We start from the raw sequence: 22,446 nt of genomic DNA on the forward strand, positions 1-22,446 counted from the left end.
CAAATCTAAAAAGAGGTGAAAAGATGGGTATAAGTCAAAAGTCTCAATTATTGAAAACGGCTTTTTCTTCTCTTCCATTTGGTTCGGTTAAGCCTACTGGATGGTTAAAAAAACAACTTGAAATTCAAGCAAACGGGTTAACTGGACATCTAGATGAGATCTGGGAAGATGTTGGCTCTGAAAGTGGCTGGTTAGGAGGAGATGGGGAAAGCTGGGAAAGAGGTCCCTACTACCTTGATGGGTTACTTCCCTTATCTTATTTATTGGAAGACGATAAGCTATTGAAAAAAACAAAAACGTGGGTGGAAAGTATCTTATCCAGTCAAAAACATAACGGTCAATTCGGGCCAGGAACCAATGATGACTGGTGGCCGCGTATGGTCATCCTAAAAGTGTTGATCATGTACTATGAGGTAAGTGAAGACGAAAGAGTCATCCCCTTCATGAAAAACTATTTCAAATACCAACGTGCTCACATTGAGGAAAAACCTCTTAAAGAATGGGCAGCAGCAAGAGGTGCAGAAAACTTATTGAGTATTTATTGGTTTTATGATATTTCACCAAGCGAATGGCTTCTTGAACTAGCTGAGATTATTTATCAACAATCCATTGAGTGGTCAGAAATCTTCTTAGACTTCCCTTATAAAGAACGTGTCACTACCTTCAACCATCGGACACATGTTGTTAATGTCGCTATGGGATTGAAGTTACCTGCCGTTTACTACCTCCAATCAAGAAATCACTTACATAAAACCGCACCCAAAAAAGGCATTGACAGTTTAATGCAGTACCACGGTCAATCACAAGGCATGTTCTCTGGTGATGAATGGCTAGCTGGGACCGACCCAAGCCAGGGCACAGAACTATGTGCAGTCGTTGAGTATATGTACACCCTTCAGCATTTGGCAAGGATTCTAGGTGATTCAGAATGGGGAGATAGGCTTGAAGCAACAGCTTATAATGCCCTCCCTGCAACATTAAAGCCTGATCATTGGGGCCATCAATACGATCAGCAAGTCAATCAAGTACTAGTCTCCTGTGATCAAAGAAATTGGACTCAAAACGGAGATGAATCAAACCTTTTTGGTTTTGAACCAAACTTTGGTTGTTGTTTAGCCAATATGCATCAAGGCTGGCCGAAGTTCGCAGCAAATATGTGGATGAAAACGGATGATGGGTTCGTTGCAATAGTTTATGGCCCTAATCAGCTTAAGACTAACCTTGAAAATGGGGAAATGGTTGCCATTAAACAAAAGACAGATTATCCATTCCGTGATCAGATTCATTTCGGAATTCAACTGGATAAGAAAGCAGAATTCACTCTCAGGCTTAGGATCCCCTATTGGTGTGAAGAGCCAAGAATTTTTATAAATGGTAACGTCGCTCATTATGAAGTCACAGACGGCTTTGCTGTAATTTCCAGAGAATGGTCGGATAAAGATTCTCTGCTTTTGGAGCTGCCTATGGGAGTGAAAGTAAAGAAAAGACCATCAGGAGGCGTTTCAATTGAAAGAGGACCTCTTTTATACGGGTTGAAGATAGGAGAAGATTGGAAAAAGCTGAAGGGGAAGAACCCTTATGCTGATTGGGAGGTCTACCCTACTACCCCATGGAATTATGGACTTGTGATAAATAAAACGGACACAAATATCGCTTTACCTTCCTATCACCTTAAGTTCGACGCTATACATGATCAACCTTTTGAACCTTTACATGCACCAGTAAAGCTAGAAGTTCCGGGGGTGCAGATACTTCATTGGACTTTAAAGCAAAATTCCGCAGGACCAATCCCAAGTTCATCAGATGTTGAATATGCTGCTAGCGACCAAATCACATTAATCCCATATGGCTGTACAAATTTGAGGATAGCGGAATTTCCAGTCTTGAAGGAACAGAACCTTAAAAATAAAGGAGGAATTGATTCATTGAATTTAGTGACTCCAACCGAAGGAATGATCATAACTGAAAATACCACCTTTAAGCCAGGTACATATGAATTCAAAAACGGAAAAGGTATTATCCTGGCTAATGACAATATAGAGATCAATGGTAATGGAGCGGTAATTGTCGGTCCTGGAGTAAAAGGCAGGAAATACAGTTATCGAGGTACAGGAATTTTCTCTAGTGGTCACAGTAATATCATACTGAACAATCTGACCATAAAAGGATTTAAACTAGGATGTAAATTCATGTTTGCAGAAAACATTGTAATTAAAGACAATGATTTTTCTTATAACTTCACTGACCCAGAACATGGATGGGGTGATGGCGATCCTGATGGTGCTCTCATGCTAGAACACGTCAATAACAGCATCATCAAAGGCAATACAGGCAATAACGTTTGGAATGGGCTGAATCTCCACTATAGCAATAACAATGTAGTAGAAAATAACCAATTTTCACATTGTACAAATGTATGCCTGAAACTATGGAATGCTTCAAAAAACAAAATTTCAAACAATACGATGAGCCATGGAATTCGTATTTCTCCAGGCGAAGTTCATGCTAGAGATTCGACCTCTGTTTTAATCGAAACTGCCTCAAATGATAACCAATTTTATAATAATGATTTCACCTATGGAGGTGATGGTGTATTTATCCGATCCCTCAATGGAGCTATTTCTACAGGGAACTATTTTGAAGGCAATGATGCATCCTATGCCCATAATAACGCTTGGGAAGTTTGGGATACGGGAAATACCTTCATCCGTAACAAAGGGAACCATTCAAGCTACGGTTTTTGGTTAGGCGGCTCGGATCACACTATTTTCATTGAAAATGAGGCTGCTTATAACGGACTTGAGAAGAGCAATGCACCTGAAGCATTTGGAAATGCAGGTGTGGCAGTCGTAAATGGAAGCAGCAGCCATTTCATCATGAAAGACAATTACATACATGATAATAAAAGCTGTGGTGTAGCGATTCGGTTTAAAGAGGGTTATGAGTCGTATCATTGGATCATCCAGGGTAATAGATTCACCAATAATGAAACCTACGGCATTTACTTGAAAAATGTTAATTGGATAGACATCGCTGGGAATGAATTCGCCGATAACCAAAAGGGCAATATCAAAATAGATGAAAACGTAACCAACTTATTCCAAAGAGAGTGCGATATAGACACTGAAGAACCCAAAATACGAGTCTCATTATCGACTGAAGTCGCCAAAGTCGGTGAGTGGATAAAGTTTGATAGCTCACAAAGTAACTCCTCTTCTCCTCTACCTCTTCAATATCGATGGGATTTAGGAGATGGCACCATCCATACAACGCCGACTTTCAATCACCAATACAAGGAACCTGGTTTCTACCGTGTCGGGGTAACGGTTCATAATCAAGCTAAAGCTGCTTTGGAATGGTTTGATGTATATGTCCTATCAGATGAAACCTTTGCAATAAATGACCTTAGGAAATGGAGTACTGTTACTCATGAGCCAGATCAATTCGTATCTGTGAAAGAAGACAAACTAAATAGATTGAGTGATGAATCTTCTATTCATTTTAAGTCTACTTCAAAGCTGGCAACATTTAAGTTCTCAGCTGAAAAACCCATTCATTGCAAGGAATCAGTATCCTTCTGGGTCAAGTTCCATCATGAAACACGAGATGGTTTCATTCCTCAGCAATCACCGATTATAAGACTTGTGGATGGTAACCAGAATGCATATGAGTATCTACCACAATCGTTTACATTTGATTGGAGTAAGATGCGTTCTGAATCAAGAAATGGATGGACATTGATCACCATACCAGCAGGAGGCAATTCAGAATGGATCATCCATGAAAACGGAAGAATGAATCTGGAAAACATTCAATCTATCGAATTTTCCATTCACTCAAAAGGTGGGTATTACTCTTTCTGGATAGATGGATTTTCAATTCATTAATTTCTACTAGTTCAAGGAATGACTTTCTCCCAAGTATGACCGAGTGTGACAGGAGGCTTTTGATTACATGAAAAACGAACCTATCATAACCAAAAAACAACATAACCCGGTTGTGCTTTCGAAGGAAAAATCACCGGTGCTAAGAAGATTTTTAAAAGATTTCAATCACGGCAAATATATTTATTTGATGCTAGTGCCGGTCATTGTTTATTATCTTATCTTCCACTACTGGCCTATGATCGGTATTGTAATCGGTTTTCAAGACTATATTCCAGGGGTGGGTTTTTTTGAAAGCCCCTGGGTAGGTTTAAAACATTTTACAGAATTCTTTAATAGCTATTACTTTTGGCGACTGATTAAAAATACTTTCCTATTGAATTTCTGGTTGCTTGTCTTTGGCTTTCCAGCCCCTATTATTCTAGCATTACTACTCAATGAAATTAGAAACAGATTTTTCAAGCGAAGTGTACAAACCATCACATATATCCCGCATTTCATTTCATTAGTAGTCGTTGTAGGAATCATTAAGGATTTTACAGCAACCGATGGGATGATCAATCAGTTCCGTGATCTAATGGGAAAAGAATCCATACCCTTTCTGCAATATCCGGAGTATTTCAGAACTATTTTTGTGACAAGTGAGATATGGCAAACAATCGGTTGGAGTTCAATTATTTATTTTGCGGCATTATCGAATGTTGACCCTAATTTATATGAAGCAGCGGATATTGATGGTGCAGGGCGCTTCAGAAAAATGTGGCATATCACCCTTCCTGCAATTCGGCCAACGATTGTCATCATTTTAATTTTGACAATCGGAAGTTTGTTGAACACTAGTTTTGAAAAAATTCTCTTACTATATCAACCACTGACTTATGAAACAGCAGATGTCATATCGACTTATGTTTACCGTAAAGGGATTGAAAATTCTGCTTTCAGCTTTGCAACAGCCGTCGGCTTGTTTAACACGATTATCAACTTCACCTTATTGATCATTGCCAATGCAATAAGTCGAAAAATATCAGACAACAGTCTATGGTAAAGGATGTTATGTGATGAAATATCAAACTTCATTAAGTGACCGCACATTTGACGCGTTCGTTTATGTGGTATTGACTATTTTGATGATTCTCAGTATATACCCGCTTTATTATATTTTTGTAGCTTCTCTTAGCTCTGTTTCTGAAATTGCGAAAAGTGGGACCTTAATGTTTTTCCCGAAGGGGTTTACAGTACAATCCTACATTTCCGTATTCCAAAACGAGTTGATTCTTAGAGGGTTCCGAAATTCGGTTTTTTATGTGGTACTTGGTACATCCATCAACATCATTTTAACGACTTTAGGAGCCTATGCACTTTCTCGGAAATGGCTGAAAGGCAGAAAGATCATCATGTTCGGCATCGTTTTCACCATGTTTTTTACTGGTGGGTTAATACCGAACTATATGGTTGTCCAAAACCTGGGAATGTACAATACCATTTGGGCACTCATGCTACCCGGTGCTATGTCGGCATGGAATTTGATTTTAATGAGAACTTATTTCCTCGGTCTACCACAAAGTCTTGAAGAATCAGCCAAAATAGAGGGAGCAAACGACTTCCAAATACTTCTAAGAATCGTTATCCCCCTCTCAAAACCTATACTTGCTGTAATGGTGCTTTTTTACGCAGTAGGCCATTGGAACTCTTGGTTCCCAGCTTCTATCTATTTGCAAGATCGGGAATTATATCCTCTTCAATTAATATTACGGGAGATTTTGATCCAAGGGCGTATCTCAGATTTTGGTGGAGATCTTTCGAATGCTTCTCACCAAGTAGCCAAGAATTTGAAGTATGCAACGATCATAGTTAGTACGATACCAATCTTGTTGGTCTATCCATTTATACAAAAGTATTTCGTAAAGGGGGTCATGCTTGGTTCTTTAAAGGAATAGAAAGGTTGTTCCAAAAATGTTCCAACAAATTCAGGGAGGGGTATGATAATGAAATCCTTTAGAAAATGGTTGAACGTATTATTAACATTGATTCTGTCTATTTCACTTGTCGGGTGTATGGATGAAACTGCCTCTGAAGAAGATAAAAAGGAAAATAGCGATGCAGACTTTAGTATTTGGACATGGTTGGGGGCAGTTGAGGTTTGGGGTGGAAAAAGCTATGACGAAGTAATGGTGTATGACAAGATGGAAGAAAAAACGGGTGTGGAAATTGACTATGTCCACCCTACTGGAGATGCAACTGAATCATTCAATCTTATGATGACTTCTGGAAATATGGAAGATGCTATCTGGTATCACTGGAGCCCTGAGCGGGTAAGCCAATATTACGAAGCTGGGAGAATCCTTGATATTTACCCGTTGGTGAAAGAGCACGCCCCTAATTTAATGAAACTTTTAGAAGAGAATCCAGATTTAAAGAAACAACTTGTAGACCCTGAAGGTAGAATGTACTATATGCCTTGGATTACGCTTGATAAATTTTTGAATTTAAGCGAAGGATTGATGCTTCGAAAAGATTGGTTGGATGAAGCCGGAAAGGATATACCAACTACCAATGAAGAATTATATGAGGTATTAAAAGCAATGAAAGATCAGGGGGTCAGTGGTGGCAAAGATTTCGTCGGTTTAACAGGTTATCCATCTCAAATGTATAAAATGTTTTATGGATTTGGAGTAGCAGATGATTGGTACGTAGAAGAAGATAATGAAGTGACATATGGACCGATAACTGATAAATATAAAGATGCGTTGAAATGGTTCAATAAAATGTATGAAGAAGGTTTAATTGATAAGGATTACCTTACAAATGAATTAGACATTTACAATAAGCATTTGGTTGATGGTCAAAGTGCAGGTTTTATCGATAATTCAGACTCCATGGCTAATGTTATGAAACTAGCTGAAGAAGCAGGAAATCCTTTTGAATTTGAACCAATACCATATCTTGAATACAATGGAAAGCCAACTTCACTGAATTCTACAGCAAAACGTATAGCTCAACCATATGGATTAGCAATCACTTCAACTACAGAAAATCCTGAAAAATTGGTTGAATATCTTGATTATGGGTATTCTGAAGAAGGCCAAGAATTCTTTAACTGGGGTATTGAAGGCGAAACATTTGAAGTAAAAGATGGTAAAAAGGTATTTACAGATAAAATAATGAAGGATGAAGATACTGTACCAGGTTTAGCAATGACAAAGTATACAAATCCATGGTGGTTAACCGTTACAGATGTACAAACTGCGAAGGCTACATTAAACGATTTAGGTGTAAAGGCAAGAGAAACTTGGGCAGATGTTGATATTTCTATGGCTATCGAGCCCCTCTTATGGATGACTGATGAAGAAAATGACGTTGTCCAAAGTACTTCAACTGATATCAAAACCTTTAAAGATGAAATGAGGGATGCATTTATCACTGGTCAGAGAGATATTGATGCAGAATGGGATCAGTACGTAAAAACACTCGAATCCATGGGCATTCAAGAAATTCAAAAAGCTAAACAGTCTGCATTAGAACGTTATAAGAAACAATAATACTTAAAGAATGGGATTGATCCATATCCAATGTCTAAGTACAGACATTTTTGGTCAATCCCATTTTCATGAAATAATATTGGATTGTTCTCTAATAAGAAGTGCCTTATCAAAGGTTCTTTGGCAAATAGAATAAATTAAATACATCGTAAAGCTTCCAGTAAAGATTAAGGTAATGGGTAAATAATAATAGATTAGCATTGAACTAATGACCACCAGAAAAGAGAGTATTAAATTTAAAGGACTTAATAGGGCTAGAAAGAAGGAATTACGAATAAGTTTACCAATACCAACATTGAAATTGACCATTACAGGGAATAAATAAATGGTAATCATTCCAATAATTAAAGCAGCAAATAAAAGAATGATATTAACCAAAACGTCATCTTTAAAAAGTAAATTGTTTAAATATAAACCTATTATAAAAATCGACCATAACACACCAAGAATAAAACTTTGCTTAAAATTTTCTTTAAAAAACGTGAAGAACGATTTGAAAATCGGAGGTTCTTCATTTCGATTCCATCTTCTTACTACCCCACACATTGCAGCAGTGGCTGGAAAAATTGTAATAATTGGGGCGCACATCATGATCCATAAGAAATTCAAAATGATATAATCAGCTATCTTTGAGCCAATGTTAAATAATTTGCTATCATATATTTTCATAGTTACTCTCCTTAATACTTCGAGTATATGAATATACTTCTTTTTAAGCCCAAAGTTTCCTGCAACATAAAGTATAATTAAAGTTTGATAATAAGATTAAAAATGACCTGCATACCCTATACAAATCATTTTCTCTTTCTTTTATTATGTTGTTTTTTGAACCGTTCTTCGTTTGTGTGTCTTTTGCCCGCACTTTTTTGGGTCATACCGAAATTAACAACCACTTCCATCCGCTCAATTCTTTTATCAATCGCATTTTCAATCATTACTAAAGCCTTCTCATCCTTTGGTGCGATGAAGGTGATTGCCATTCCTTTCTCCCCTGCACGCCCCGTTCTGCCGATCCGATGGATATAGCTCTCTACGTCCTGTGGTACATCATAATTATAGATGTGGGAAACGCCTTCGACATCAAGACCTCGAGCTGCCACATCAGTTGCAATCAATAGATGGACTTCCCCATTACGGAACCGTTTCATGACATCTTCACGCTTTGCTTGTGACAATCCACCATGCAGCTCATCTGTCAGGTAGCCTTTCTCCGATAAAGCATTGTAAAGTTTAGCAACCCGCCGCTGGGTCCTGCAAAAAATGATCGCCAAAATCGGCTGCGTTTCCTTTACAACCTTCAATAGTGCATTTTGTTTTTGCCGGTCAGTGGTCTCCACAACATATTGTTGGATTTCTTCAACCGTCTTCCCTTTCGTCTTTACCTTGATCTGTTTTGGTGATCGCATATAACGATTCGCAAGCTGACGTATATCATCAGGCATTGTGGCTGAAAAAAGGGCTGTCTGTCTTGATTCGGAAGTCTGATCAATGATCGTTGTGACATCCTCTAAGAACCCGATATGCAGCATCTGGTCCGCTTCATCAAGAATTAGCGTAGATACGTGTGAAAAATCAATCGTCCCGCGTCGTAAATGATCTAGGATTCGTCCTGGTGTACCAATCACGATATGGACACTTCTCTCAAGCTTATGGATCTGTTGAATCACATCCTGCCCACCATACACTGCTAAAACATTGATGTTTTCATCTTCCGTCAAGTTGTACAGCTCTTGCGTGACTTGCAAAGCCAACTCTCTTGTCGGCATGATGACCAAGCCCTGTATGACCGCTTCCTCTTGATTGATTTTTTCAAGCATCGGTAGAAGGAATGCCAGGGTTTTTCCTGAACCAGTCTGAGCCTGGGCGACGATATCATCGCCGCTTTTCAATAAAGGGATCGACTCTGTCTGTATTCGTGTCGGCTTTGTGATCCCTTGTTGTTCCAGCTTTTTTATATAGTTGGTTGATAAACCTAGTGCTGTGAAGTCTTTCAAATTACCACCATGCTTTCTGTTAGAACCAGCTGCTCTTCTGCTTTTTCTTTTCGGTTTTCGGGAATATGAAATAAGATAATGTAATGAGGATATCGATAAGAACAACCAATGTCCAGATCCCGGTCACTTGTGCGGCAGCGGGATGTTCGAATAATCCATTTTTCACAAGTTCCTCAATTATATCTCCTGTTCCCTCAGAATTGAATAATGTACTGAAATCCCTGAACGGCATAGTCAAAGAAAGAATGAAAATGACAGATGCATATAATAAGACATGTATAACAATGCCTTTCAACTGATGGAACGCATGCTTCATCCCGTACCGTTTCTCACTGAAATCTTCTGGCTCCAGCGGTTCGCCTTTCAGTTTTTTGATTGTCCTCTTAATAAAACGATCCAGCTTTTTGAAATCACTCTTTCCGAATGTCAACGCATAGATCAGGAAAGCCGTAATGACAACCTGGAATGTATCGAACTCGCCAGTATTCCTATAATCGATGATACCGATCGTCAATAGCCATAAATCACTGACTAACCAGATCACAATCAAGTATTTGCTCAGCTTCTCCAAATTGAATATGTATCGGACGAGTAAGAATCCGATGACACTACTCCAAAATATGATCTCACCAACTATGAAAAATAGCCATTTATATTCCGAAATGAAATCGACCATCCGCCTATCCCCCATTTGCTGTTTTTTTCCATTAACCCTATGCTACTTAACAACACAGGCTTTGGCAATGGTCAATTTCTAATTGGATAAACTTCTCCATAGATAAAAAACGGCATATGCTTCCCAGTTTTCCCAACGTGAAAAAAGTTCCCGGATTTCTTCAGGTGCAGGCTTCGTTTGTCTTCCAAGACGTTTTTTCAAAGCATTCTGCAATCCGGCATCTCCAATCGGAAAAGCAGATGGATCACGCAGACAGCGCATCATGACGTAATGAGCCGACCAGGGACCGATACCGCGAATAGCCATCAAGGTCTTTTCTGCTTGTTGAAAATCCTCTAAAAGCGATTGCTTGCTAAAATAACCATTGGCAATTAGCTCTGCGATTCCAATGATGTATTCCGCTTTTCTTCCAGTGAACTGCAGTTTTTTCAACTCTTCAACTGAAACAGAAGTAATTGTTTTTGGATCAGGAAATTGCCAAAACAAACGCCCATTCCACTCCACGCTCTTTCCGTAAGCTTCAACAAACCGTCTTTTTACCGTATAAGCAAACGGAAGGTTGACCTGTTGCCCAATCACTGACCAGCAAAGCGCTTCGAATAAATCAGGGACACCGATCACCCGGAGACCATGAAACGCATGTGCCAGGTCTCTTAATAACCGATCCCTTTCAGCCATTTCATAATAGGGTTTCAGATTCGTTCTAAGGTCGAACCATTCTTCTATATAATCTGCAACATGCTGATAGGCTATTGCTGAGTCAGGTGCATCCTTCACAAAATCAACCCGAATGGTACCGTCTTCGTTTTCACTGATTTCAATGATCATTGTTTTTCCTTCGAATTGAAGCAGCTTATACACTTTCTCATCCTCAACCAGATGCATGCATTCCGCAGGTGATCTTCTCAGATAATGCAATGTTTCTGCAAAACTGAATTCGCGTGGAGGCTGAATCGTAATTTGCTCCAACTCTTGATCAAAATTGGAAGCGCGCATGTCCTTGTTGCGTGTAGTCATGAAACCTCTCCAGTCGAAGCAATCTTTCTTTGATCTGCAGGCCGCCTCTGAAACCTGTCAAAGCTGCATTTTTTCCGATCACCCGGTGACAAGGAGCGATGATCGGAATCGGATTCGCGCCGTTTGCTGTACCAACCGCCCGGACTGCCTTTGGATTTTCCAAAGCCTCGGCAATCTCTGAATAGCTGCGAATTTGGCCATACGGGATCTGTGTCAATTGGTGCCATACAGAGGTTTGAAAAGCTGTCCCTCTGAAATCGAGCGGTATATCGAATTCTTTTCGTTCTCCATCCAGATATTCGTTTAATTGGTTGGCAAATGGTGAAATGACGTCCTCATCCTCAATGATTACGGCATAAGGAACCTGTCTTTCCACCCATGTTGTCATCGTTTCAAAATTCTCTGACGGCCAGGTGATTTTACACAGTCCTTTATCGGTAGCAGCAAGAAAAAGCTGCTCGTTTTGGAACGTCGGATGTTCAAAAGCACTCCAATAAACAGTAGTCATCCTTATCCCCTCCTATTAGATTGTTGATTTCCAGATCTATATTGAATCGGTGTACAACCTGTCATCTTTTTAAAAGCTGATGAGAAGTGCGAAACGCTGCTGTACCCTACATGTTTTGCAATCTCTGAGATAGAGCTGTTTTGATCTGTCAGTAAGCTTTTTGCTTTCTCCATCCTTTTCTGGAGGAGCATCTTTGAAGGAGTGTTTCCTGTCATCCGTTTGAAAACCCGTTGGAGATGGTATGGACTCATCAAAAGCTCTGAGGCCATACGTTCCAGCGTCAGGTTTTGGGCAAAATTTTTCTCAATCATCGTATTCACCCTTTGGACGATTTCAGCATCAGGACCATGTTTACCCGGGTTTTCAGGGCGGCATCGTTTACAAGCGCGGAACCCTGCCTCTTGTGCTTCTTCTATACTTTTAAAAACCCTGACGTTTTCCGGTTTCGGTGTCCTTGAACGACAAGACGGTCTGCAAAAGATTCCAGTCGTGACGATGCCGACATAATATCGGCCGTCATATCGGGTATCACGCTTTAAGATTGTTTCATAAACCGATTTGAAGATTGTTTCTGAGTCCATCCATACTCCCTCCCTTTCTTACTTAATTATAAACCACCCGCTCGCTCCTGATAACACTTCCAGAATAGGACAGCAAAAAATCGACAAGGAGGAATCAGAAGTTAGATCGGATTCGGACAGTCTCTCGCTTTTTGCACCTTATCCTGTCCGAAGTTGGCCATGATCCGAAGTTTACCTTCATTCAAAAACCTTTAACCGCCCACTACCATTCTCCTAAAATTACTTCAAACTTCGAGGTAACCCTTTTCTTTTCGACATTATTTTCAACCTTTTCATCCTATCAACCGATTTATTTCCTCCGCAATACCCACTTAACTTCAAATTTTCCTATCATCAGCCCTTCAGCCATACGCATTTTTTGACAAAGATTTCAGTGCATTCCATTTAAACTATTTCGTAACACGAAAGAAAGGAGTGCAAATCGTAAACTTCTAAACTATTTGGAGGTGTCTATCATACGAATGACTATGAAAAAGCGTTCTTTAATCGTTGTACTCGTCACCCTGTCCATTTTGTTGATCGCGACCCCATTTTTCAACTCCAACACGACGATCGCCACTACTTCCCAGCCACTAAAGAGTTTTGAAGAAAAGGCTGCACTTGTATCCATCCATGTCAAAGATCGGACGGAACTGGACAAACTCGTAGAAGCTGGGTTTGATCTTACTGAACATGTCCATCAGCATGAGGACGGTACTTATGACGTCGATGCGATTGTAACGCCATCCGAATTGAAAAAAATCCGTAATCAAGGCTTCGAGTTCGAAACCGTCTATACAAAAGCCGAGGCTGAACAACGGATTGCAGAAAGAAAATCCCAGGTGAAGAAGCTTGATCAAGCAACTTCCTCAGAGGATTCCATCACTATTTTACGTGCCAATTTCTTTGAAAATTACTCAGGTACATTCTTATATGTTGAAGCAAAAACAAGTGCTGGTGCGGCAAGTAACGTCGCACTTACTGCCACATGGGATGCTGGTAAAGGGACAGAAATCGGCTCTGGCGGAGAGGCAACTCTTCGACGTGTCGAGGACTATGGTGAATACCTTTATCACCAGTTGCTGCTCCCGATTGAAGAAATCCCTCATCAAATCAAAATTGAAAGCAATCAAGGCGGGACTTCCACCGCAACTATCAGCGAATGGTTGGGAGAAGATAAACCAGACCCGGATAAGCCTCACTATGTCAGCGATTTCGTCGACCACTACATGGACTCGACTGAAATTACTGAACGGATCGAAAGCCTGGCAGAAGAGTTCCCGGAACTGGCTGAAGTGATCGAGCTGCCGAACCAGTCAAACGGATATCGCAGAAAAGCACAAGCACTCCTTGGGGATAATACGAATGACTCTGTCGTCGTAACCTCGAATGACTGGGGGCATGAAGGCGGAAATGACATAAGCATCTCCCTGGAAAAACCTGAGGAAGAACAAGCGGAGTTATCGCTTCACATAGACGGACAGGAAATTGTTGTCTCATTAGCAACCGATGAAAATGGAAATGTATCGAGCACCGCTTCAGATGTCATCACCCTCTTGAACCAGGAGGCGAATGAACTCGTTAGTGCTGATACGTTCCGAGGTGCTGAAGGTGATGGAATCGTCACACCTGAATCATCCGTCCAACTGGATGACAATCTCGATGCGCCAGATTCGATTTCTCGAGATCCATTTACCGTAAAAGCCCTCCGGATCGGAAAACATCGTGACGGATCGAAAACCGGCGTCTTCGCTTATTCACAGGAACACGCCCGTGAATGGGTCACGCCTCTTGTATCCATTGAAACCGCAGAACGTCTATTACGAAACTACGCGCATGATCCAGAAACACGTAAATATGTTGATAATCTCGATATTTTCATTGTGCCGACCGTCAATCCGGATGGCGCACATTTTAGCATGTACGACTACAACTGGCAGCGGAAGAATATGACCAACCATTGTGTGGACACGGATTTTTCCGATCCTCTAGCGCAGGACTACTGGGGTGTCGACCTGAATCGGAACCATTCTGTAGGTTCTGTTCATGACGGCTATATCGGTGCCTCAACCAATTGTACAAGTGCTGTCTATGCGGGACCTGAAGAAGTCTCAGAGCCGGAAGCGCAAAATCTCATTTGGCTGGCCGAGCAAAATCCAAATATCAAATTTGCGATGAACATCCATAGTTATGGTGGTTATTTCATGTGGCCACCCGGCGCTTATACGGAAAACCGCGAAACATTACCGCGTCCGACCGCCGGCGAGGAAGCCTATTTCTGGCAGGCATCTGAAACCATCCTTGATGAAATTAGGGATTACAGAGGTACGGTCATCCTCCCAAGCCGCACCGGTCCGATTCCGGATGTCCTATACTCGGCAGCAGGTAACTCTGCAGATGCCCTTTGGTACGATTATGGCATCTATGCGTGGGACTTCGAAGTCGGGGCTGATATCTGGAACGAAGAACAAGGCCGCTGGCAATCTGTCGGCTTCCAACCTCCTTTTGAAGAAGGGCATGCTGAAGCGATGGAATTCGCAAACGGGATGAACGGACTGTTTGATGTCGCCTACCAATATGCAAAAGATAAGAAGCCGCCAAAATCCAAAGCGACGCCTGGTAAAGGAACCTATGATGAACCTGTAGAAGTTTCCTTCGATTCAAGTGAACCAGCGACCATCTACTACACACTGGACGGCTCAAAGCCTACATTTGAATCTGATAAAATCCAGATCAAAGACACACGGGAAGGCGCTGAAACACTGATGATCGAAGAAACGACGACCATCCACTGGTTTGCGATGGATGCCGCTGGAAACGTGGAGAAACATTATAACCCAGACGGTAACGGAAACAACTATAACAAAGCGAAAATCACAATCAAATAAGTTTGTAAGTTTCGAGGCTGCCGTTTTTAAACGGTGGCCTCGTTTTCCATTTGTCGGTTCCCGCGGATTAAAAAAGGACCTGAGTGGAGATGCTTTTTCTCCTCTCAGGTTTTTCTTATAAATAAAATTAGTGGACACCAGAGACTTTATTTTGCAGAAACCATGGAAAAACAGCTCATTTTTACCCGCATAGCGGAACAGATGTCCTCTAATTTCAAAAACCATGCCCCATCAGAGAGAATTTGGTCTATTTAGGACATAACAAAATAAGTTTAAATATTTTTCCATTTTCTTATTGACTCTCACGTTACGTTATACTTTAAAGTAGTCATTGAAGGGAGGTTACATGAAGCAATGAAGGTAAAAGAAGTAGCTGACTTAGTCGGCATCAGTGTGCGCACACTGCATCATTATGATGAAATCGGATTATTGAAACCTGAAAAGACATCCCAATCAGGGTATCGTCTTTACTCCGATGATAACCTTGCCACCTTGCAACAGATTTTGTTTTTTAAAGAGCTCAGCTTCCCTTTGAAAAAAATCAAGGAAATCATCAACAGTCCTTCCTTCGATCAGAAAGAAGCGTTAGAACTCCACCGTAAAATGTTAGTAGAGAAACGAAACAGGATCGACACGATGATTTCGACGATCGATAAAACGATTGAACACACGAAAGGAGCGATTTCGATGACGAATAAAGAGAAATTCGAAGGATTCGACTTCAGCAAGAATCCGTATGAAAAAGAAGCTCGCGAACGCTGGGGAGATGAGGCAGTCGACAAATCGAACGCTAAATTGGGGAACATGACGGAAGAGGAACAGAAGGCGCTGGGTGAAAAAACGAACGCCATCTACCGTAACCTTGCTGATCTTCGAGACACTCCACCCGAATCAGATGAAGCACAAGCAGCAATCAAAGAATGGTATGTTTTCTTGAACAGAAATTTCGGTCATCACTACTCACTCGACGCTTTCAAAGGCTTAGGGCAAATGTATGTCGATGATGAACGGTTCACAAAAAACATCGATCAATTCGGTGACGGATTGGCACAATTCATGTGCGATGCCATGGCCGTCTATGCCGACAAAAACAAAGATTGATCCAATAAAGAAAACTTGGGCAAACCCAAGCTTTAGCGCAGGGTGAGCCTTGGTTGCGCTTATACTGAAGAAAGTATTTTATACTTTCTTTAAGTACGAAAAAAAGAGCATTCTTTTTAAAAGAGGATGCTCTTTTCCTTGGACTCTACTATCAGTATCATTTCAAAGCAGCCTTCGTGCCTTCATTCCCGATTCGGATTGCATCCCGTTGTGCAATCAGGCATAATTCCGCTGCCTTGAATGTATGGGATTGTTCCATCGCGTTTTCTGTCCCATTTATGCAATCCAAAATCAGTTCACCGAAGTACGGAAATCCGACCTGACCGCTCAAGGAGAAATGCTTCTCCCCTTCATGGTTTACTAAATAAAGGTGATCCCCTTGCTCATCACGAGCGATATCGATATATTTCCGGAGCTCGATATACCCATCAGTTCCAAGGATGAGCGTACGACCGTCTCCCCATGTACGGAGGCCATCAGGTGTCAGCCAGTCGACCCTAAAATAGTTGGTCGCGCCAGTATCAGCGATCAGGGAAGCATCACCAAAATCCTCAAGTTCAGGATATTCCTCATGTTTGTAGTTCCCTACTTTACTGTGAACGACTTTTGCATCCTTTGCGCCAGCATAGTACAGGAATTGTTCAATTTGGTGACTGCCGATATCACATAAGATTCCACCGTACATCTCTTTTTTGAAAAACCAGTCCGGCCTGCTATCTACACTGATCCTATGCGGACCTGCCCCCTGAACTTGCACTACTTTACCGATCGCACCCTGGTCAATGAGCTGACCCGCAAAAACAGCACTTTCAACATGGAGCCGTTCGCTGTAATAGACCGCCCAGATGAGCCCTGTCTCTTCTGTTTTTTTCTTCGCTGCTTCCAATTGTTCCAGGGTCGTGAATGGCGTTTTATCCGTAAAATAATGCTTTCCATGGTCCATCACCTTCAAGCCCAATTCACATCTTCGTGAAGGTATAGCAGCTCCTGCGACCAGTTTAATAGACGAGTCATTCAAGATCTCATCCTCAGATGCTGCCACTTTGACTTGAGGAAATGCGTTACAGAAGTCTTTTACTTTTTCAGGATCGGGGTCATACACCCACTTCAACGTTGCGCCCGCTTCTGACAATCCATTACACATGCCATAAACGTGTCCATGATCTAGAGCCATGGCTGCAATATTGAACTCACCTTCACTGACGACAGGCTTGCTTTTCCCTTCAGGTGCGTAATTCATTCCATCACTTTTTTGCATGATAAAACCTCCTTAGTGATCCACATCAGCAACACATCGAAAGCCGATATTCCCTGTTGAGCTATCTGGAGAGTTCGAACTTCTCGCGGCAACTCGATAACGATTGCAATACGATTTGTGACAAAGATAGGAACCGCCTCTCATCGATTTCACTTGCCCTGCATGAGGTCCGGTTGGATTTGTGTTTGAACTTTCCCAGTGGTAGCGCGGACTGAACCAGTCGGCACACCACTCCCATACATTTCCACATACGTTGTAAAGACCGAATCCATTCGGGTTATACGCATCGACTGGTGCCGTTCCTATATACCCGTCCCTTGCTGTATTTTTATTTGGAAAATCGCCTTGCCATATGTTGCACTGATGCTTTCCGTCAACAATCAATTCATCGCCCCAGGCATAGAGTTTTTGTTCAAGACTGCCACGTGCTGCATATTCCCATTCCGCTTCTGTAGGTAGTCTCTTTCCAGCCCATTCACAAAACGCATGGGCATCATTCCAGGAGACATGAATGACCGGGTGATCCATACGATATTCGATCGTCGAGCCTGGACCTTCCGGTTGATTCCAATAAGCTCCTTCAACGGCAACCCACCAGGGGATGTTCGGGACTCTTTGCGGCTTTTGCGCCCACACTTTCTCAGATACGAAATGATGGAAGACGAAAGACCATCCGAATTTTTCCGCTTCTGTCACATAACCTGTCTGCTCTATGAACGCTTTGAATTGTCTGTTCGTTACCGAATATTGGTCGATATAAAAAGGTTTTAACTCAACATTTCTTACCGGCCCTTCTCCATCTTTCGGAAATCCCTTGAGGCTGTCTGTTCCCATGATGAAAGTTCCACCGTCAAGCAAAACCATTCCTTCCTTGGTGTGTGACTGGTTCTTTTCTACTGTTCCAGTAGTGGTTTCCATGTTTTGTTGGTCTTGGTTTCTTCGTGGTGCACAACAATTCTTCATTTTTTCTCCTCCCAATCCCAATGCTTGTTACTGAATTTTACCATTTTAATGTGGAGATGACAGGATAGTGATCTGAAGGGTAAGCACCGTCTACTCGACTCCGGTCGATTTCTGTATTCAAAACCTGGACTTCAGGTGTAGTAAAAATATAATCGATCGGTGCCCCTTCCCTGCCACCTTTAAAATTGTGGAATGTACAACCAGGATTGACGTCCATTTGCGAAAAAGCGTCGTTCAAATTTGCCGTAGTTCCTAAAAGCGAGAAATCCCCTCGTAAAAACCGGATGACAGGATCATGTGGCTCGCTGTTAAAATCGCCAGTCAATATCACAGGCAGTTTCTTTTTTCGATAATGTTCGTCCAGTCTTTTCGAGATCAACTGGATGCCATGTTCTCTCGCCGGCTGGCTAATATGATCGAGATGCGTGTTGTAATGGATGAATTCGTTGTAAGGTTCTTTTTTGGACCTGAAATGTCCCCAGGTGCAAACCCTTGGAAAATCACTTTCCCAGCTGATACTGTTCGGGACATCCGGTTTCTCTGACAACCAGAATTGGCCTGATTCAAGGACTTCCAATTCATTGTGGTCATAAAGGATCGCACAAAATTCATCGGACATGCCCCCGCGTCTTCCCTGTCCGATCCATCGATAGTCGGCCAGCTCAGCTTCTATATCTTCAATCATTCGGAGGAGACCTTCCTGGGTACCCACTACTAGCGGTCGATGCTTGTTGATCATCGCAGCAGCTTTCTTACTTCGATGAGCCCACGAATTCTTTCCATCTTCCGGAATATCAACCCTTAAATTGAATGTCATTACGTTCACGTTGGTTCATCCTTTCTTAATAAGAGCCTGATGTGTTAAGGTTACATCGGAATTGTTCAAGATCACCTCGGTTTTGCTCAAGTTCACACCAGGATTGTTCAAGATCATCTCGAACAAGTTCACACTGAAATTGCTCAAGATCACACCAGAATTGCTCAAGATCACCCCGGATTGCTCAAAATCAACCCAGAATTAGCGGAAAGGAGTGATTTTTACAATTATTGAACAAAGGGATAAAAGGATCAACTGAATAGCTGATCCTTTTATCCATACTGTTTCCTTTACTTGAGCACTGCGTTCGTTTCCGGCAGTCTTTCGGTGAAGAATGGCATCCCGCGTTTGAATGCAGTCAATCCATATAACATCGAACTCCAATCGATCAAGGTGATTTTGGTCGGGTACCACCGATCTTTTTGTTCAAGATGCCACCAGGAATAGCGATGTAATCCGAAATGATAAGACTGGCGGAACTTTTCTTCATCCTCTTGATCCTCTGGATTCGTATACACATCGTAAGGAATATGGAGGCGATACAACGCGTAAAGGTCATGGATTCCTGCAGGATAAACCGGCAAGAATCCTGCTACAATATAAGCCGAAGCGATGTCACCTGGTGCGTTGTTGATTTTATCCGCATGATACCCGCCATGCAGGCCATCATTCGGTCCAGCGCCATATCCCCAAACATAGGACGGTACATCCTCATGCTCTTTCCATTTAAATCGATCCGCCTGGCACGCATTTGTGAAGAAGTTTTGATATACCTTGCTCTTTCCGTATTCCGGAACGAGGTAATACGGAAATTGATGGACGAATGAGGATAAGAAGGCGTTTTTATCGTTATCCGTCAAGACAGGAATATCCCGATATTGGACTTGTGGGAGGTCATTTAATTTCGGCTCTGAAAAATTTCCATGCCACAACGTTTGGATCTCTTCATTTTCCGGCTGCCCCAACAAGGCGAGATACGCAACCAGCGCATACTCGTTAAAGGCAGGTAATGGAGCGATTCCTTCGGCGTCCTTTACAATCATGTTGATGACTCCGTTTTCTTTATCCGCAACAACAACACGCCAGTCAATCTGTTTCAACAGACGTGTCGCCATTTCATTGATTTCCGGTGCAGTTTCCTTAAAGTGATGCCCCGCAAAAAGGGCCCCTGCTACCAATAAGGACGTATCAATCGTTGATATTTCGGAATTGAGGTTTTCACCTGTTTCCATATCGACAAAGTGGGCGTAAAACCCTGTTTGGTCATCACGTGCAGGTTGACATCCCTCGATTTCTCCCATCACACACCGCAATGTGACAAGAACCTTTTCAGCAGCTTCTAAATCCCAGCCCTCCAGATCTGCAACACAGAGACCAATCAGGCCAACGCCAGTTGCAGCAATCGAACATCTGAAGTCAGGATTTTCGCCAAACGTCATATACGCATCGGCATACAGGCCGGTACGAGGATTCCGGGAAGCGTCCAGCAAAGCATAAGAATCTTTATATTGGCGATCGAAAAAGCTTTTCACATTTTCGGGTAAGTCCTTATAATAATCCGTTACATTGCTCACGTTCATTACCCCTTCCTAAGCTTTATTGTAAATGCTTTGAAATTTTTCATGACGGCTTTCCAGTCGATCCGCTGCTTCATGGCGTTCCTCTTCCCGAAGCTTATTCACGTGTTTCGGCAATTCACCTCTGGTATGGTACGGTCCACCCTCATGAATGACATTCCACATCGGATCGGTCGGATAATCAGCAGTAACCATTTGCTCTGCCACCCACTCATCCAGCAGTCTCAATCCTTGTCCAACGATTTCAGGGCGTTCATCTACTAGGTTCGTGGTTTCGTGGGGGTCATTTTCAATATCGAAAAGCATCAAATCAGGGAAATCCTTCAACCCGTCATGATACGTACGGATCAACATCCAGTTATCGAAACGGACGGAACGCTGACAGCTCCAAGCGGCCTGACTGACGACAAGATAAGGTCTCCCAGCCGAGCGTCCTTCCGTAACTGCGGGAAGAAAGCTTGTCCCATCCCATTTTCCGCGAGGCTCACCACCAGCCATCTCCACTAATGTCGGCCCTAAATCGACTTGATAGTGGAAATCTTCATCAACTTTTCCTTGACGTATTTGCGGACCTGCCATGATCAATGGAATCCGACTTGTAATATGATCGGCTGTCTGGTGATCACCATATATGTTCAATTCCCCTTGATTTTCACCATGGTCAGCCGAAATGATGATCATCGTATCTTCAAGTAAGCCTTCCTCTTCCAGCGTATTGAGTATCATGCCGACATGGTCGTCAACATAGCGGATTGCTGTGTCATATCCGTCAATCCACCTCTTGAAGTCTTCCCGGTTATGGATTTCGTGCGGGAGATCTGGCCATTGATTTCCTGCTGGCACATTACGTGCACTCATCGGTCCAAAACTCTCCTGATGCTGGGCAATGATTTCGTCTGTCAACCATTCTGGAGCTGGATCATTTTTGAAAGGGTTTCCATAAGATTCCGGAGTTCGGTATGGCGTATGCGGATCCCAGAAATTGAGATACAACAACCAGTCTTCTTTTTCCGTGCCTCTTCCCTTGATCCATCTCAATGCTTCATCTGAAACTTCCCCTGCCGTTTCTCCAGCATGTTTTCCAGTATCGATCATTTCAAGGAATCCTTCGACAACATCCCAGTTTGCATGTCGGCTAGGAAAAGGACTGATCATAGCGGTATGATGTCCCTGGAATCGCATGACATCAACCCATGCCTGATAAGGAGAACGATGGTAGTTGAATTCACGACCTGCACCGATTGGACGGTTATCTGCTTCAAGCCCGCCATGGTTCACCGCACCTGTATGGATGCCGAACCGGGATTTGAACATAGCATTTCGGCAAGGGGCACATGGAGCATCCGATGCATAATAGTTGGTGAAACTTGTACCTCTTTCAGCAATGCTATCAATATTTGGTGACGTGTTCCGATGGTAACCGTAGCACCCCAAATGGTCAGGACGCAGTGAATCGATATCAATGTAGAGTATACGCATGATGAATCTTCCTTTCTTTACTTTAATGGTAAGATTTGTACATTTCATAGAATATAGTTTTTTTAATTGAAGAGACCTGGAATAAAACATACCAACTCTAACCTATATAGCCTTTGATGTTTCATAGCCTCTCCCTTTTGTATATAATAAGGGATAAGTTTCTGACTGAACATAAACAAAATTTA

Annotated in this window: 17 protein-coding genes; 6 read left to right on the forward strand and 11 right to left on the reverse strand. The window is 42.1% G+C overall.

Translation table 11 applies throughout. The features are described from left to right. Window positions 1-23 precede the first annotated feature (23 nt). The 4 genes from ACTWQL_RS02495 to ACTWQL_RS02510 all read left to right on the forward strand — a co-directional run bounded on the left by ACTWQL_RS02495 (window position 24) and on the right by ACTWQL_RS02510 (window position 7,423). A complete protein-coding gene (locus tag ACTWQL_RS02495; RefSeq protein WP_443140849.1) occupies window positions 24-3,887 on the forward strand; it encodes a right-handed parallel beta-helix repeat-containing protein in 3,864 nt (1,287 codons plus the stop codon). Between the two features lie 67 nt (window positions 3,888-3,954). Further along, the gene (locus tag ACTWQL_RS02500; RefSeq protein WP_443140850.1) at window positions 3,955-4,929 is read left to right on the forward strand and encodes an ABC transporter permease; all 975 of its coding nucleotides are present in this window, start codon (window positions 3,955-3,957) and stop codon (window positions 4,927-4,929) included. A 13-nt stretch (window positions 4,930-4,942) separates the two neighbouring features. Beyond that, on the forward strand, window positions 4,943-5,821 hold the full coding sequence (locus ACTWQL_RS02505; protein ID WP_443140851.1) for a carbohydrate ABC transporter permease: 879 nt from the start codon (window positions 4,943-4,945) through the stop codon (window positions 5,819-5,821). A gap of 48 nt (window positions 5,822-5,869) precedes the next feature. Next, window positions 5,870-7,423: an extracellular solute-binding protein gene (locus tag ACTWQL_RS02510; protein WP_443140852.1), complete on the forward strand. Its 1,554-nt coding sequence runs from the start codon at window positions 5,870-5,872 to the stop codon at window positions 7,421-7,423. Window positions 7,424-7,489: 66 nt separating this feature from the next. Here the strand turns inward: ACTWQL_RS02510 and ACTWQL_RS02515 are convergent, their stop codons facing one another. The 6 genes from ACTWQL_RS02515 to ACTWQL_RS02540 all read right to left on the reverse strand — a co-directional run bounded on the left by ACTWQL_RS02515 (window position 7,490) and on the right by ACTWQL_RS02540 (window position 12,199). Further along, window positions 7,490-8,092, reverse strand: coding sequence for a YesL family protein (locus tag ACTWQL_RS02515; protein WP_443140853.1), 603 nt, complete (start codon window positions 8,090-8,092; stop codon window positions 7,490-7,492). Between the two features lie 125 nt (window positions 8,093-8,217). Then, complete coding sequence (locus ACTWQL_RS02520; protein ID WP_443140854.1) at window positions 8,218-9,417, reverse strand: DEAD/DEAH box helicase; 1,200 nt, start codon at window positions 9,415-9,417, stop codon at window positions 8,218-8,220. Window positions 9,418-9,436: 19 nt separating this feature from the next. Then, on the reverse strand, window positions 9,437-10,093 hold the full coding sequence (locus tag ACTWQL_RS02525) for a hypothetical protein (protein ID WP_443140855.1): 657 nt from the start codon (window positions 10,091-10,093) through the stop codon (window positions 9,437-9,439). 78 nt (window positions 10,094-10,171) lie between these two features. After that, a complete protein-coding gene (locus ACTWQL_RS02530) occupies window positions 10,172-11,089 on the reverse strand; it encodes a DNA-3-methyladenine glycosylase family protein (protein ID WP_443141449.1) in 918 nt (305 codons plus the stop codon). Next, on the reverse strand, window positions 11,070-11,618 hold the full coding sequence (locus tag ACTWQL_RS02535) for a methylated-DNA--[protein]-cysteine S-methyltransferase (protein WP_443140856.1): 549 nt from the start codon (window positions 11,616-11,618) through the stop codon (window positions 11,070-11,072). Before ACTWQL_RS02535 ends, ACTWQL_RS02530 begins: the two co-directional genes overlap by 20 nt. A 2-nt stretch (window positions 11,619-11,620) precedes the next feature. Next, window positions 11,621-12,199, reverse strand: coding sequence for a bifunctional transcriptional activator/DNA repair enzyme AdaA (locus ACTWQL_RS02540; RefSeq protein ID WP_443140857.1), 579 nt, complete (start codon window positions 12,197-12,199; stop codon window positions 11,621-11,623). Between the two features lie 461 nt (window positions 12,200-12,660). On the opposite strand from ACTWQL_RS02540, the gene ACTWQL_RS02545 reads away from it, so the two are divergent. Further along, complete coding sequence (locus tag ACTWQL_RS02545; protein WP_443140858.1) at window positions 12,661-15,066, forward strand: M14 family metallopeptidase; 2,406 nt, start codon at window positions 12,661-12,663, stop codon at window positions 15,064-15,066. A 354-nt stretch (window positions 15,067-15,420) separates the two neighbouring features. After that, entirely contained in the window at window positions 15,421-16,167 is a 747-nt protein-coding gene (locus tag ACTWQL_RS02550; RefSeq protein WP_443140859.1) for a MerR family transcriptional regulator, read from the forward strand. A gap of 157 nt (window positions 16,168-16,324) precedes the next feature. Here ACTWQL_RS02550 and ACTWQL_RS02555 read toward each other — a convergent pair whose 3' ends face one another. The 5 genes from ACTWQL_RS02555 to ACTWQL_RS02575 form a co-directional block, all read right to left on the reverse strand. Beyond that, window positions 16,325-17,425: a Gfo/Idh/MocA family protein gene (locus tag ACTWQL_RS02555; RefSeq protein ID WP_443140860.1), complete on the reverse strand. Its 1,101-nt coding sequence runs from the start codon at window positions 17,423-17,425 to the stop codon at window positions 16,325-16,327. A 12-nt stretch (window positions 17,426-17,437) separates the two neighbouring features. After that, the gene (locus tag ACTWQL_RS02560; protein WP_443141450.1) at window positions 17,438-18,343 is read right to left on the reverse strand and encodes a formylglycine-generating enzyme family protein; all 906 of its coding nucleotides are present in this window, start codon (window positions 18,341-18,343) and stop codon (window positions 17,438-17,440) included. Between the two features lie 82 nt (window positions 18,344-18,425). Then, complete coding sequence (locus ACTWQL_RS02565; protein WP_443141451.1) at window positions 18,426-19,205, reverse strand: endonuclease/exonuclease/phosphatase family protein; 780 nt, start codon at window positions 19,203-19,205, stop codon at window positions 18,426-18,428. Between the two features lie 290 nt (window positions 19,206-19,495). After that, window positions 19,496-20,779: a hypothetical protein gene (locus ACTWQL_RS02570; RefSeq protein ID WP_443140861.1), complete on the reverse strand. Its 1,284-nt coding sequence runs from the start codon at window positions 20,777-20,779 to the stop codon at window positions 19,496-19,498. 15 nt (window positions 20,780-20,794) lie between these two features. Beyond that, window positions 20,795-22,261 carry a sulfatase family protein gene (locus tag ACTWQL_RS02575; protein ID WP_443140862.1) on the reverse strand — a complete coding sequence of 489 codons (1,467 nt, stop codon included), beginning with the start codon at window positions 22,259-22,261 and terminating at the stop codon, window positions 20,795-20,797. Between the last annotated feature and the right edge of the window lie 185 nt (window positions 22,262-22,446).

Source organism: Pseudalkalibacillus sp. R45 (assembly GCF_052246725.1).
Classification (GTDB): domain Bacteria; phylum Bacillota; class Bacilli; order Bacillales; family Fictibacillaceae; genus Pseudalkalibacillus.